The following is a 15,271-nucleotide window of genomic DNA, read 5'->3' on the forward strand; positions in this document are numbered from 1 at the left end:
GGGGGGAATCTGTCCCTCTTGGCGGCCTATGCGGTGACCCGTCGACGGAGGTGATCCGGCCGGAAGTTGTGTGTTTGCCGTGCGCCTGGATACCACTGACCCACTCTGATCGTCTAAGTGGGAGAACCCGTGCGCACTGCGCGACCACTCATATTGCTCATCGCATTCCTGTTGGCCGTTCTGACCGGAACGGAGCAGGCTGCACTGGCCGTGAGCAGCTGGACCGCCGCCAAGTCCGGCCCCGGTGAAAGACCCGGCCAAGGCTGGGGCTCGGCCGCCGGCCGGGGCCACCGGGCCCCGGCCGGCGCCACCGACGCCGACACCCCCGGAGGCCGCGGCCGCGCCCTGACCGCCCCCGGCGAACTGCCGGCCGACGGCGGTACGCCGCCACAGCGGCTCGCCCCGCCGCCCAAGCCCGCCCGCGTGCCTTTCACCAAGACGGCCGCACCGAAGAGGCTGCACCACAAGGGCTTCGACACCAAGGCCAGCACCGAGCTGCCGGAGAAGCGCACCGCGCGCGAACGGACCTTCCGCAACACGGACGGCACGTACACCACCCGCTTCTACAACGAGCCCGTGAATTTCCGCGGCCGGGACGGGAAGTGGGAGCAGATCGACACCCGTCTGGCCAAGCCCGCGGCCGAGCCCGCCGGCACCTCCTGGGAAGCCCGCTCCACCGAGGACAAGGTCCGCTTCGCCGCGTACGCCGACGCGCCCGCCCTCGTCCACCTCGGCGTCGGTGACACTGCCTCGATCGGCTACGCCATCGACGGCGCTGCCCCCTCCCGTGGCCGCGTCGAAGGCAGCGTCATCACCTACCCCGACGTCCGCCGCGCCACCGACGTCGAACTGATCGCCGGCAGCGACTCCGTCAAGGAGACGCTGGTCCTCAAGGACCGCACCGCGCCCACCGAATGGCGCTTCCCGCTGTCCCTCACCGGCCTGACCGCCAAGGCCGACGGCCACGGAGGCATCGCCTTCACCGACCGGACCGGCAAGCAGCAGGCCTCCATGCCGCCCGGCTGGATGGAGGACTCCGCCCGCGCGAAGAACTCCGACGAAGGCGTCATCTCCTCCGGCGTCACCTACCGGCTGGAGCGCGAGCGCGGCCGTCAGATCCTCGTCGTCAGCCTCGACGAGCAGTGGCTCGCCGACCCGGCCCGCGTCTACCCGGTGAAGGTCGATCCCTCGGCCACCGGCCTGGAGGCGGCCTCCGGCACCTACGTCGAGTCGCCCTACAACCAGAACTTCTCCACCGACACCAACCTCAAGGTCGGCACGTACGACGCGGGCGGCCACAAGGCGGCGTCCTTCCTGAAGTTCAACGGGCTGGACACCACCCTCAAGAACGCGTACGTGATCAACGCGAACCTGTCGCTGTACAACACCTGGTCCTACTCGTGCACGGCGCGCCCGGTGACCGTCCACGAGATCACGTCCAACTGGTCCGAGGGCAGCACCGCCGTCTACCCCGGCCCTGCCACCGGCGGCGCCCTCGGCTCGAAGTCCTTCGCCCACGCCTGGCGCCCCGAGGGCGCGGCCAACTGGTCCTGCGGGCCGGCCTGGGAGTCGATCCCGCTCGGTGCGTCCGGCCGCCAGCTCGTCGACGACTGGACCCACAGCCGCAAGCCGAACTACGGCCTGGCCGTGAAGGCCGCCACGAACGACTCGTACAGCTGGAAGAAGTTCGGTTCCGACAATTACCCGGGCGGCAAGCCGTCGCTCGACGTGACATGGTCCAGGTACGGGGCCGCCTACAGCCTGGGCGGGTTCGTCCAGCCGATGACGGCCACCACCGAAGGCACGTTCCGGATCACGGTCACCAACCAGGGCCAGCAGACCTGGGGCAAGACGAGCAACTTCAAGCTCCGCTACGACCTGTACGACGCCAACGGCAACATGGTCCCCGACTACTGGAGCAAGATCCGGTGGACCCCGATGCCGTACGACGTCCCGCCGGGCGGCACCGTCACCCTCGACGCCAAGATCGCACCGCTGGCCCCCGCGACGTACACGCTGGTGTGGACCATGGACGAGTACGGCGTCTCCAGCTTCGCCGCCGACGGCGTCCCGGGCGCGGGCGTGAAGTTCGACGCGGTCAACGCGCCGCCCTACCTCACCGACACCGCCCCGCCGAGCGGCACGGTCGTCGACACCCTCACCCCGACGCTGTGGGCCTCGGCCACTGACCGGGACAAGTACCCGAGCGCGCTGACGTACCAGTTCGAGGTGTGCGAGGTCGAGGGTCAGGACACCCGCAAGAACTGCCGCGGCAACAGCCACGCGGCCTCGCCGAGCTGGACCGTCCCGGCGGGCTGGCTGGCCTGGGCCAAGACCTACGCCTGGTACGCGTACGCCAACGACGGCAAGGACCAGTCGGCCCGAACCGCGCCCGCGCTGCTGAGCACACAGGTCCCGCAGCCGGTCATCACCTCGCAGTTGGGCGGCGCCGACAGCGGCCGCGCCTTCGGCGAGCGGTCCGGCAACTACGTCACCGCAGCCACCGACGCGGCCGTGCCCACCGCCGGACCCGAGCTGGCCGTCGCCCGCACCTACAACTCGCAGGACCCGCGCACCACGGGCGCCTTCGGGGCCGGCTGGGCCACCCGCTGGGACATGCGCGCCGTCGGCGAGCCCGACGGCAGCGTCGTCCTGACCCTGGCCGACGGCAACCAGGTCCGGTTCGGCCGCAACGCGGACGGCACCTTCAGCGCCCCGTCCGGCTCGATGGGCCTGCTCACCTCCGTCACCGGCGGGGGCTGGACGCTGCGCGACGCGAGTGCCGCCCTGTACACCTTCGACGCCTCCGGCCTCCTGACGAAGATCAAGGACGGGCACGGCCGCGAGCAGCAGCTCACCTATGCGAACGGCCGGCTCACCCGAGCGGCCGACGTCCTCTCCGGCCGGTCGCTGGCCTTCACCTGGAGCGGCGGACACGTCTCCTCGGTGTCCACGGACGCCGCCGGCCCCGGCGCACAGCCCCTCGTCTGGTCGTACACGTACGACAGCGACCGGCTGGCCAAGGTCTGCCCGCCCGCGTCCACCACGGCCTGCACGACCTACGCGTACACGGCTGGATCGCACTACCGCAGCCTCGTCCAGGACGCCGGCCCGATCGGCTACTGGCGGCTCAACGAGACGGAGGGCTCGGACGCGGCCAGCGAGGCTGTCTCGCGGACCGGCATGAACGCCGCCCGCTACCGCGACCTCGTACTCGGCGCGGCCGGCGCCCTGGCCGGCACCGGGAACCGGGCCGTGGACTTCAACGGAACCAGCTCGTCGGTGGAACTGCCGGAGGCCGCACTCGCCTCCTCCACGGTCCTTTCCGTCGAGCTGTGGTTCAAGACCGACAAGCCCAGCGGCGTGCTGGTCGGCTTCCAGGACGACCCGTTGGGCGGCACCCACCCGACCCACTACAACCCGGTCCTCGCCGTCGACTCGGCGGGCAAGCTCCGCGGCCGGCTGGAGACCTCCACCGGCTGGGCCGTCCCGATGACGTCCACCGCGACGGTCACCGACAACACCTGGCACCACGCCGTGCTCACCAGCACCGGCACCAGCCAGACCCTCTACCTCGACGGCACCGCGGTCGGCACCCAGACCGGCCCCGTCGACCACTCCATCAAGACCTTCGCCTACCTCGGCGCCGGCTTCTCCGACGCCGGCTGGGACGGCGCAGGCACGTGGAGCAACCGCTGGTTCAAGGGCTCCATGGACGAGGTGGCCATCTACCACCGCGCCCTGGACGCCGGGACGGTCAAGGCCCACCACGCGGCCCGCACCGGCTCGTCGAAGCTGTCCGGAACCACCCTGCCCTCCGGGCGCAGCGGCGGCACGGCCGTGTACGACGGTGACAGCGGGCGGGTCTCCGAAGTGACCGAGCAGAGCGGCGGCACCTGGAAGGTGTCGGCGCCGAGGTACGCGGCGGGCTCGCAGGCGTACGCCGACGCGGTGCGCGCCTCGGCTCCCGTCAACTACTGGCGGCTGGGCGACACCAGCGGCGCGTCCGCCGCAGACGAGGTGTCCGCGGGCGGCAACGGCTCGTACCGGGACGGCGTGACGCTCGGCTCCGTCGGTGCCTTCCTCGACGGCGACGACGGCGCGGTGACGCTCGACGGCTCCCAGGGCGTGGTCACCGTGCCGGGCGAGTCGCTGGCGGGCGCCACCTCGCTGTCCGCCGAGATGTGGTTCCGCACCGACAAGGCCGGGGGCGCGCTGCTCGGCATGCAGGCCGGCCCCGTCGAGGGCGGCAACCCGGGCATGTACAACCCGAGCCTCCTCATCGACTCCGATGGCCGGCTCCGCGGCCATCTCTGGGACGGCACGCGCGGCTGGCCCGTGATGGGCAGCCCGGCCAAGGTCAACGACAACGCCTGGCACCACGTCGTCATCACCGGCGGCCCGGCCGGGCAGAAGCTGTACCTTGACGGCGCCCAGGTGGGCTCGCGGACGGGCGCCGTGGCGCCCGAGACCCTGCAGTACGTGTTCCTCGGCGGCGGTTACTCCGGCCCCGACTGGGACGGCCAGACGCAGGGCGTGCGGTACTTCAAGGGCCAGCTCGACGAGGCCGCGTTCTACCGCAAGGAGCTCGACGCCCAGACCGTCGCCGACCGCTTCAAGACCCGCAGCAAGGCGCTGAGCGGCACGTCCGACCAGTACCGCGGCGTGGTGACAGCGGCGGGACCGGCTGGGTACTGGCGCCTGGACGAGACCGCCGGCAGCACGGTGAAGAGCCGAGTGGCGGCCTTCGACGGCACCGGCACCTACACGAAGGCGGCCCTCGGGGCCACCGGCGCGTTCGGCGCCGGCGACGGCTCGGCCGTCCAGTTCAACGGCGACGGGTACGCCGAGGTCCCGGCGGTGGGTGCGGCCGGCGCCGACGTCTCCGCCAGCCTGTGGTTCCGCACTGACAAGCCGGGCGTCATGCTCAGCGACCAGTCCGCGCCTGTCGCGGGCGCGGCCGACGCCTCGGGCAGCTGGACCCCGGTCCTGTACGTGGGCAGCGACGGCAAGCTGCACGGCGAGTACTACTCGCCGGGTGTGAACGCCTCGAACGCCTCGCCGGGCACGGTGACGGACAACCAGTGGCACCACGCCGCCATCACCGTCAAGGGCGGCACCCAGACGCTCTACCTCGACGGCACCCAGGTCGCGGCCAAGTCGGCCGCACCGGTCAGCCACCAGTCCAACAGCCGCACGTTCATGGGCGCCGGCTTTGCCAAGTTCTGGCCGGCGGCCCCGGCCAACGTCAGCCACTTCACCGGCGCGCTCGACGAAGTCGCGGTGTTCCGCAGCGCCCTCAGCGACGGCCAGGTGGCCACCCAGTACGCGGCCCGGACCTCGTCGGCCATCTCCTCGCTGACGGCGACGGTCACGGTCACCGACCCGGCGGGCGCAACGACCTCCAGCACCTTCGACGCGGTCCGCGGCCAGCGCCGTACCGCTACGACGGACGCCTCCGGCGGTCTGACGACGTACGCGTACGACGCGGGCGGCTTCCTGCACACCGTGACCGACCCCAACGGTCACGCGACGATCACCGGCCAGGACGAGCGCGGCAACACCGTCTCGACCACCACGTGCCGGGACGCGAACTCCTGCTGGACCTCGTTCGCCGAGTACCACCACAACCCCGCGGATCCGCTGGACCCGCGCAACGGCAAGCAGACCACGGTCCGCGACGCCCGCTCGGCCGGCGCCTCCGACGACCGCTACAAGACCGTCACCGGCTACACCGCACTCGGCCTGCCCGAGTCGACCACGCTGGCCGACGGCCGTACCTCCACCACCACCTACACGGCGGGCACCGAGCCCGCGGTCGGCGGCGGCACCGTCCCGGCCGGACTCGTCGCCACCCAGAAGTCCCCGGCCGGCGCCACCGTCTCGTACGGATACCTCGCCAACGGCGACCTGGCGCGCGCCACGTCCCCGTCCGGCCTGGTCACCACGTACACGTACGACGGGATCGGCCGGAAGCTCACCGAGACGCAGGTGTCCGCGCGCCATCCTCAAGGCGCGACCACCACGTACGTGTACGACCAGCAGTCCAAGGTGGTCTCCGAGACCGCTCCGGGGGTGAAGAACGAGCTGACGGGCGTCACGCACACCGCGCGGATCGTCCGCACCTTCGACGCGGACGGGTACCTGCTGACGGAGTCCACCGAGGACACCACCGGCGGCGACCCCACCCGGACGACGACGTACCGCTACGACGCCCGGGGCTTCAACGACCGCGTCACCGACGCGGCGGGGAACGCGACGTCGTACGGGCACGACGCGCTGGGCCGCGTCAACCGGGTCACCGATCCGGCCGGCACCACGCTGACGTACGCGTACACGCCCCGCGGACAGCTCGCCGAGACCGTCCTCAAGGACTGGACGGGCCACCCGTCGGGCGGGACCCGCGACCTCGTCCTGTCCTCGCAGGCGTACGATCCGGCAGGCCGGCTGGCCTCGGCCACCGACGCCATGGGCGCGACGACCGCCTACACGTACTACGACGACGACCGTGAGGCGACGGCGACGGCCAAGGCCGTCACCCAGTCCGACGGCAGCCGTCGCGACGTCCTCCTGGAGGCGAACACCTACGACGGCGCCGGCAACCTGATCCGCCGGACCGACCCGGGCGGCACGCCCACCGTGCACACCGTCGACGCCACCGGCCGCACCACGGCCAGCGTCTTCGACCCCGGTGGCCTGACCCGCACCGCGGCGTTCACCTACGACGCCGACGACCGGGTGACCCGGCGGACCCAGACCATCGACGCCACCCGGACCTTGACCGACACCACCGATTACGACCTCGCCGGCAACCCGGTCAAGGCCACCACTTCCGACGGGACCACGACCCGCACCGCCCACCAGACCTTCGACCAGCACGGCCAAGTGCTGACGTCGGTGACCCCGGGCGGCCACACCACCACCCACAGGTACGACGCGCTGGGGCGCCTGGTCGAGCAGACCTCGCCGCAGGTCCAGGCGGAGGAGAAGGGCCGGCCCGCCGCGCCCGTCACCCCCACCGTCGTCTTCGGCCGCAACACGTTCGGCGAGGTGACCGAGGAGCGCGACCCGCGCGGCAACGTCACCCGCACCGAAACGGACGTCCTCGGCCGCCCCGTGGCCGTCACCCTGCCCGCCTACACCCCGCCGGGCGGCAGCCCGGTCACGGCGGTCGCGCGCGCCGCGTACGACAGCCTCGGGCGCACCACGTCGGAGACCGACCCGCTGGGCCGGACCACCGCCTACACCTACGACCAGCTGGGCCGACTCACCACGGTGACCGATCCGGCCGCGGGCGGGAGCACGGGAGGGCTGACCGCGCCGGGCGCAGCCGCCCTCGACGGCTCCTCGCAGTCGCTCGGCGGCGGCGGAATCTCCGCCTTCACGTGGACCCCGACCGGCCTCCAGCTGTCGGCGACCGACGAGACGGGCGCCCGCAGTGAAGCGACCTACGACGAGCTCGGCCGCATGCTCACCCACACCACGGTCGAGCGCAGGCCCCTGCTCCAGAACCTGATCAGCCGGTTCACCTGGGACGACGCGGGCAACATGACCCGGTCCGCGACCCCGTCCGGGCGGACGACCCGCTTCCAGTTCAACACCGCCGGCGATCTCGTCGGCGTCACCGACCCGGCGGACGCGGTCACCACGTTCGCCTACGACGGCCTCGGCCGGGCCGTGGAGACGAAGGACCCCACCGGCCGCCGGACCACGACCGCATACGAGGTCGGCGGCCTGGCGACCGCGGTCACCGACTTCGGCACCGGCAGCACCGCGCTGCGCACCGTGACCTCGGAGTACGACGCCGACGGCAACCTCACGGCCTCCGTCGACGGCACCGGAGCCCGCACCACGTTCGACTACGACGCACTCGGCCGGATGACCCGCCAGGTCCTCCCGGTCAGCGCGACCAAGTCGATCACCACGACCTTCGGCTACGACGCCGAGGGCAACCGCACCCGGCTGACCGACGGCCGCGGCAAGACCACCTCCTACACCTTCAACACCTGGGGGCTGCCCGAGTCGACGGTCGAACCCGCCACCGCACAGGAACCGGACGAGAAGGACCGCACCTGGACGATCGCCTACGACGCCGCCGGCCAGGCGGTCACGGAACTGCTGCCCGGCAACGTCGTGCGGCGCCGCACGTATGACGGACTGGGCCGCCTGACCGACGAGACCGGCTCGGGCGCGGCCGCCGCCACCCGGCCCCGCTCCCTGGGCTACGACCTCGCCGGCCGTCTGACGAAGGCGGGCGGCGCCGGGGTCCTCTCGGAGAACACCTACTCCTACAACGACCGCGGGCAGCTGCTGCTCGCGGACGGACCGTCCGGGCGCTCCGAGTACGCATACGACGCGGACGGTCTGATGACCTCCCGGAAGGACGCCAACGGCACCACCGGCTTCACCTACGACGCCGCGGGCCGGGTCGGCACCATCGCCGACCCCCTCACCGGCACCCAGGTGTGGACCGACTACGACGCGGCCGGCCGACCCCAGCGGGAACGTTACGCCCGCGGCAGCGGCAGCCAGTTCGAGGTCAAGGCGCAGCGCGCCTACAGTTACGACGGCCTCGGCCGGCTCACCGGCGACTCCGCCACCCGTACCGCGGGCGGCGAGGTCCAGGGCCGTACGTACGCGTACGACCCGGCCGACCGGATGGTGCGCAAGACCACGACCGGCACGGCCGGAGCGGCCGACAACACGTACAGCTACGACCTGGCCGGACGCATGACCGGCTGGAACGACGGCACCACCGCCGTCCCCTACGAGTGGGACGACGCGGGCAACCTCACCCGCAGCGGCACCCGGACCGGCGTGTACGACGACCGCAACCGCCTGGTGAGCCTGGGCAGCGAGGCGTACGCCTACAGCGCCCGCGGCACCGTCACGAGCGTCACCGACACCACGGGAACCAAGCCCGTCCGCCAGATCACGTCCGACGCCTTCGAACGCACCGTCACCAACGGCGGCAGCACCTTCGGCTACGACAGCCTCGACCGCGTCATGACGCACAACGGCACCGCCTTCACCTACGACGGCGGCTCCAACGACCTGGTCACGGACGCCTCGACCGGATACACGCGGACCCCGGGCGGCACCATCGTGGCCACCGCGGCCGCCGGACAGGCTGGCAGCGCCCGCCTGGCCGTCACCGACCAGCACACCGACCTGGTCGCGGCGCTGTCGCCCGACGGCACCGCGGTCGCCGGCTCCCGGGCCTACGACCCGTTCGGCAAGACCACGGCGGCGGCGGGCACCAACCCGGACGTCGGCTATCAGTCCGGCTGGACGGACTCCGGCACCGGCGACGTCAACATGGCGGCCCGCTGGTACCAGCCGGGCACCGGCGGCTTCGGCAGCCGCGACACCTGGCAGCTCGACCCCTCCGGGTCGGCTCTGGAGGCCAACCGCTACGGGTACGCCGTCGGCGGCCCGCTCAACGCCACCGACCCCACCGGCCACCGGGCCGAAATGGGCGGAGGCGGAGGCGGACCCGCCGTGGGCGCGTACGCCGGCTATGCCGGTGGTGGCGGTGGTGGCGGCCGGTTCATGGGCAGCAGCCGGTCCAGCACGACGACCAGGACGGTCAGCTCCGGTGCCTCCGGACGGCCGTCGCCGCTGAGCAACCGCTCGCAGATCTCCGAGAAGAACTACCGTTCGGCGGCGCGGTCGTCGCGCCCGTCGGGGCGTCCGTCACCGCTGAGCAACCGCTCCATGGTCGACGAGAAGCGCATGCGCATGCGGCCGGCGAGCCGGCCGGGCGCCAAGCCGCCCACGCGGGTGGGCGGCAACCGGCCCGGCGGTAACGCGGGCAAGGGCCCGTCTGGGCGGGCGGGCACCGCGGGCCCCCGCGCCCAGACCGCCGGGCGCCCGCACTCGGCAGGCCGCCCCAACGGCGGCGTGAAGAGCGGCGGCACCCGTTCTGGCGGCACCACGTACACCGGCCGGAGCCCCGGCTCCAGCACCCAGCCACGGCCTCAGCAGCCGCAGAACCCCAACCGGGGTCCCCGGCCGGCGCCGGCGCCCAAGCACGTGCCGAAGGCCACGTGGAACCCCGGGGTCTCGCAGGCCCAGACGATGCAGCAGGCCGTCCAGGCCCGCTACGTCGGCGTCGACGGGAGCGGCGCGTTCGGGGGCGACCCGTGGGACTACGAGATCGAGTACGAGCCGGACCTGCTGGACTCGTACCTCGTCGAGAGCCGCGACCCCAGCCGCGGCGACTCGTCCGACGAGTACGACGGGGCCTGTGACGCGAGCGCCGGCAGCAACTACATGGGCAACATCCAGTACTTCCCGCGGGAGCGCTTCAAGCCGGGGAAGGACGGCTGCCGCGCCACCGGTGCGGTGGCTGTCTTCCACGGCCCCGAGGACACCGCCGAGGGCACCACCACGGTCAATCCCCATCCCAAGGCCCGCAAGGATGCCGAGACCGGTGCCGGGTGGCTGCCTCCGCCGAGCGGGTTCGACGAACTGCCCAGCGCGAAGTCCTGGCTCCGTGCACGAGGGCACCTGATCGCCCGGGAGATGGGCGGATCGGGAACGGACCTGCGAAACCTCATGCCTCTCCACCAGCACGCGAATTCGACGGTCATGAAGGGCATCGAAGGGAAGGTGGTCGCTCTGATCGCCCAAGGCGGCCAGACGGTCACGTACGAGGTGGAGCCCGTCTACAACGACCTGCTCCGTCGATCGGGCGTGCCCGCATACGTCCACATCAGAGTGAGTTCAACGAGCGGCCTGGACGTGGAGTGCTACGTGCTGAACGCCGCCAAGGCCAAGGGACCCAGGTGCAGCAGGAAGGACTGGGAATGACGGACAGGCGCCCCGGAGCACCCGGCGCACCCGTGCCGCCCGTGAACGACAGGCTGGCGGTGATCTTCGGTCCCCGGCGGCGGTTCCGGCCGGCGCCCCCGGAGTCCTGGCGGGCGATCGAGGGGTCCGTGGGCGTCACCCTGCCCACGGACTACAAGGAGTTCGTCGACGGCTACGGAGACGCCACGGTCTTCGGGCACCTCGGCATCCCCCACCCGGGAACCGAGAACGGGCTGGCGGACTTCATCGAGACCTTCGGCCCCGCCTTCCTCGGCTGGCAGGACCCGTGGGGCCGCACGCCCCCGGACCCCGAGCTGGCCCGGATGATCCCCTGGGCGCTCCACAACGGGAACGGCGACATCTGCCTGCTCGACCCCCCGGTGGGCGAGAGCGGCTGGTCAGTGGTCGTCGCCTACCGCCACTTCCCCGAGCTGTCGGTCTACCCCGGCACCGTCACCGACTTCCTGGAACTCCTCCACGAAGGCCGTGACCTCCCCCGGGAGTGGCCCCAACTCCCCGCCGCCTGGCAATCCGAGGAGTCATCCCTGATCTGACCCACCCGACCCGACGCCGGCCGTCCCTCCGACGGCCGGCGTCGGCGTTCCCGGCCCAGCCGTCTCGCGGTCCGCCAGCACGAGGGCCGGATCGATCTCGTGTCTCGGCGGACCGCTGCCCCAGCGAGCGCCGGCCCAGGGCCGTTGGACCGCGTGCTCATCGGTGGCCCTCTCGGGCGTAGTCAGGCAACGCTTCTCCGGTCGTCGGACGGCATAGGCGTAGCCGTCGCGGCCTGGGAAGTACACCAGCCCGTACTCCGCGGCGAGCTGGCCGGGGAGGGCCAGGGCGAAGCGGCGCTGCGTACCCCGCACTGCGTCGAACGTGTAGAACCACCCCCCGTGGGTTCGGACGCTCACGGTGCCGAACGTCGGTGCCGGATGCTGGTGTACCGCTCCTTGTGTGCGGTGTGCCCAGACGGGCGCGCCGGTCGTGGCGTTGATCGCGTGCAGAGCGCCCTCGTCGAGTTCCCTGCGGAAACTGACCGCGAAGACCATGCCCCCGGCTGCTGCCAACGTGGAGAAGACCTGTTTCGCAGTCGAATACGCCCAGCGCGGGACGCCGGTGTTCAGGTCGAAGGCGAGGACCTGCCCCTTCATCGTCCCGCAGTACACGGCGTCACCGACCGCGATGCTGCCGGCGAGGACGGTGCCTGCCCGGCGGCTCCAGCGGGTCTCTCCGGTGGCCGTATCCAGTGCGTACACCCTGGTGCGTCCGGCGAAGTACAGGGTTCGGCCGGCCACCGTAAGGGGCGTGTCCATCGATCCCAGGTCCGAACGCGTCCACAGGACCGAGCCGTCCGCGGCGTGCAGTGCCGTGACGTTCCCGGCCCCTCGGCCGGAGAAGACCCTGCCGTCCGCGACGGTGATTCCGAGCGTGTACTGCTCCTCGTGGGCACGGACCGACCAGCGTTTCGAGCCGGTAGCTGCGTCCAGGGCCCGTATCCGGCCCGACCGGTCGTCGAGGTAGACCGCATCCGCCCCCGCTGCCACCGTCGCCGTCCCCAGGAACCTGTCGGGACCGCCCTTGATTGCGGCGGTGGATCCGCAGGGGTCGGCGTCGTATCCGAAGGCGGTGCGTCGTCCAATACGGCAAGAGCCTGCATGAAGCGCGCGGCGTCCTCCGCGGTCCCTTTCACGATGACCAGACGTACCCCGCCATGCTCGACCACCAACCGCGTTCCGGCTCGCAATCGCGGCGGCAACGACGCCCGGAAGTAGCGGTAGCTCTGTACCAGCGTGGCAATCGAGAAGCCGGAAGAAACGCCCAGGGTCAGCCAGTCGACCGCTTCGCCTGACATGGACCCGGGGACGGGCGCGGGACGCACCCGCCGCACGGTCAGGTCCGTCCCCAGGCCTCGGTCCTGCACCAGCCAATCGTCGAAATCGGCGGTCAGCGATCCGCCTCAGCAATGTCCTCGCAGTCCACCCTGACCTGCACGGCCCACCCCCGAGTCCACTCGCGGCCCTTCTCGCCCTGTGACTAAGTAAAACCCGTTCGGGACATCCGTCACGGTCTCTTCGACGAGGCCAGGCGCACCGCGATTGCCTGGGCTGCCATGCCCGTTCGCCGACGCCCGGCACCTCGAACCCCGACCACGTCGCCGTCGACGCCCGGGTCGACGACGACGGCGAGCTGGTCCGGATCATCGTGACCGATCTCGGGCACCGCGCCCTGATCGACTTCGAATCCTTCGGCGGACCGTCCGGCGACGCGGCCGACCGGCCTCGATGGTCAGCTAGCCGGACAGATGAGGAAATCCGGGCCGCCGGGCCGCGCCTCCTGTGCCGCCCGGCGGGGTGTCACATGGCGTTGGCCGAGGCCAGGGTGCCGGTGGCCTTGTCGAGGAGCGCGGCGGCGCCGCCGCCCCAGCCGCGCAGGTCGTTCCCGGTGATCCAGGTGCCGACGCAGCCCGGGAGCGCGACGACGGCGGCTTCGGCGGGAACCAGGCCGTCCCCCTTGCGGACGACGTTGCCCTGGCAGGAGGCGTTCGCCGCGTTGCCGCCGAAACGGATGCCGTACGTGGACGGCGCCCCGGCCCGGTTGGCGCCGGTGATCTGGTTGTCCCGCAGGGAGATGTCGTCGGTACCCGCCGCGATGCCGTGACCGGCGGGGTTCAGGACGGTGTTGTGGGCGATCAGGACGCCCGGCGCCTCGGTGTCGACGCCGATGCCGTCGCCCTGGGTGTCGGTGACGGTGTTGCCGCTGATGACGGCGTGGGGGGCATAACGGACGTGGATGCCCTGGGAGTTGGCGCCCGGGCGTGCGGTCCCGGACACGGTGTTGCCGGAGATGGTGACTCCGTCGCTCTGGGCGACGTAGATGCCGGCCTCGCCCTTGACCGTACGGATCGTGTTGTCGGTGATGGTGATGCCGTTGTGCCGGTCACCGCCGCTCGAGACCACGATGGCGCCGCCGGTGGAGGTGTCGGTTCCGGTATTGCGGATGATGTTGCCGGTGATGGTGATGTCGTTGAGGGCGTTGCCGGCCGGAGAGCTGACCTGGATTCCGGTGACGCCGACGGACTCGATCGTGTTGGCGGCGATGACGGCCTGCTGCCAGTCGGTGGTGCGAACGCCGTACGCGGCGCTGCGCTCGATGTGGTTGCCGATGATCCGGATGTCGCGGTGGACCACGTTCCTGAGCCCGCCGTGGTCGCCGACGAGCGCGCCGAACGGGCGGCTGCCGTCGGCGCCCGCGCGCAGGGTGCAGCCGGTGACCAGGATGTCCTGGCAGGGCGTGTTGTCGTACGCCGGTGCCGGGAGGCTGACCGCCGAGATGGCGCCGGTGATCTGTACGGCCTCCCGGTTGGTGGCGGTGTCCGTGCCTTCGCCCGTGACGTGCAGGCCGTTGAAGAGGCAGTTGACGATGCGGGCGCGCCGTACCGCGTTGAGTTCGAGGGCATGGGCGGAGGGCGTGTCGAGCACCGTGCAGTCCTGGACCAGGATGCCGTCGGCGTGGGCGAAACCGATGGCGTCGCTCTGCTGCTTGTATGCGCTGCCGCGCATGTCCCAGGTGCCGCCGAGCAGGGCGATGTCCCCGGCGCCCTCGTATGCGGAGGCGGCAGTGACCGAGTCGAAATTCTTGACCAGCGCCCCGCAGTCCTTGGTGCGGAACACATGGGCGCCGTAAGCGGACACGGTCATGCGGGGGCCGAGGACGAGGCCCTTGGTGAGCGGGTACTTGCCCGGCGGGATCAGCAGGGTCGAGCCCTCGGGCACGGCGCGTGCGGCGGCGAGCGCGGCCTGGAAGGCCGCGGTGTCGTCGGTGGTTCCGTCGCCCTTCGCTCCGAAGGCCAGTACGTCGTAGACGCTGCGGCGGTCGTCGGCGGCCGCGACGGCCGGGCCGGCGGCCAGAACCTGGCCGGCGCCCAGAGCGCCCATGAATCCGCCCGCCGCCAGTATCACGCCACGCCTGTTCACTTGTGGTCCCCCGTCGGTACAGCCTGTTCAGCGGGCCGCTCTGGCCCGAAGGAGAGACTATCGCCCGGGGCACAAACAGCAGCTTGCCCGGCCCTGTGAGGTCGCAGATGCCGGCCGGGGGCCGGCGAGCACCGCCAGGATGAGGCCGTGGGCGGTGAGGTGGTCGACGAAAGCGGTTTGCTCAGCGGCGTCGCGGCCGAGGCGCTTCATCTCGTACACGGTTCCAGCTCCCAGAAGCCCGGCCCGCCACCCGCGAGACGCTCTACCAGGGCACGGCCCGGGTTGCCTCCGAGCGGGCCTCCGCGCACGCCGAGGCGACCACCAAGCCCTCGGCGAACCCGGGAAGACCTTCGGCACCCTCCGCGTCCTCGCCCAGTACGCCCCACAGGAAGCCACCAGCCTCAAAGTCCTCGCCATGACCACCGAGTGCTCACCTCGAACCCCGAGCTGCCCGGCCTGCGCCGCTTCGCCCAACGCACCGG

Annotated in this window: 4 protein-coding genes and 1 pseudogene; 2 read left to right on the forward strand and 3 right to left on the reverse strand. The window is 71.8% G+C overall.

Features of this window, described 5'->3' with window-relative positions; genetic code table 11:
- Positions 1-210: 210 nt before the first annotated feature.
- Positions 211-10,815, forward strand: coding sequence for a LamG-like jellyroll fold domain-containing protein (locus ACIQUQ_RS33300; protein WP_403983562.1), 10,605 nt, complete (start codon positions 211-213; stop codon positions 10,813-10,815).
- Positions 10,812-11,369 carry an SMI1/KNR4 family protein gene (locus tag ACIQUQ_RS33305; protein WP_403983564.1) on the forward strand — a complete coding sequence of 186 codons (558 nt, stop codon included), beginning with the start codon at positions 10,812-10,814 and terminating at the stop codon, positions 11,367-11,369. The genes ACIQUQ_RS33300 and ACIQUQ_RS33305 overlap by 4 nt, the downstream gene beginning before the upstream one ends.
- Here the strand turns inward: ACIQUQ_RS33305 and ACIQUQ_RS33310 are convergent.
- The 3 genes and pseudogenes from ACIQUQ_RS33310 to ACIQUQ_RS33320 form a co-directional block, all read right to left on the reverse strand.
- Complete coding sequence (locus ACIQUQ_RS33310; protein WP_403983566.1) at positions 11,355-12,359, reverse strand: PQQ-binding-like beta-propeller repeat protein; 1,005 nt, start codon at positions 12,357-12,359, stop codon at positions 11,355-11,357. The two genes, ACIQUQ_RS33305 and ACIQUQ_RS33310, sit on opposite strands and share 15 nt — an antisense overlap.
- Positions 12,360-12,469: 110 nt before the next feature.
- A pseudogene (locus ACIQUQ_RS33315) lies at positions 12,470-12,763 on the reverse strand (hypothetical protein); the annotation flags it as partial.
- Between the two features lie 406 nt (positions 12,764-13,169).
- On the reverse strand, positions 13,170-14,750 hold the full coding sequence (locus ACIQUQ_RS33320; RefSeq protein WP_403983568.1) for a right-handed parallel beta-helix repeat-containing protein: 1,581 nt from the start codon (positions 14,748-14,750) through the stop codon (positions 13,170-13,172).
- Positions 14,751-15,271 lie beyond the last annotated feature (521 nt).

Source organism: Streptomyces sp. NPDC101118 (assembly GCF_044759445.1).
Classification (GTDB): Bacteria; Actinomycetota; Actinomycetes; order Streptomycetales; family Streptomycetaceae; genus Streptomyces.

What these genes read in the sequence shown, in the direction of transcription:
- ACIQUQ_RS33305 (WP_403983564.1), top strand. Translation starts at nt 10,812, where the DNA reads ATGACGGACAGGCGCCCCGGAGCACCCGGCGCACCCGTGCCGCCCGTG.
- ACIQUQ_RS33320 (WP_403983568.1), bottom strand. Translation starts at nt 14,750, where the DNA reads ATGGGCGCTCTGGGCGCCGGCCAGGTTCTGGCCGCCGGCCCGGCCGTC.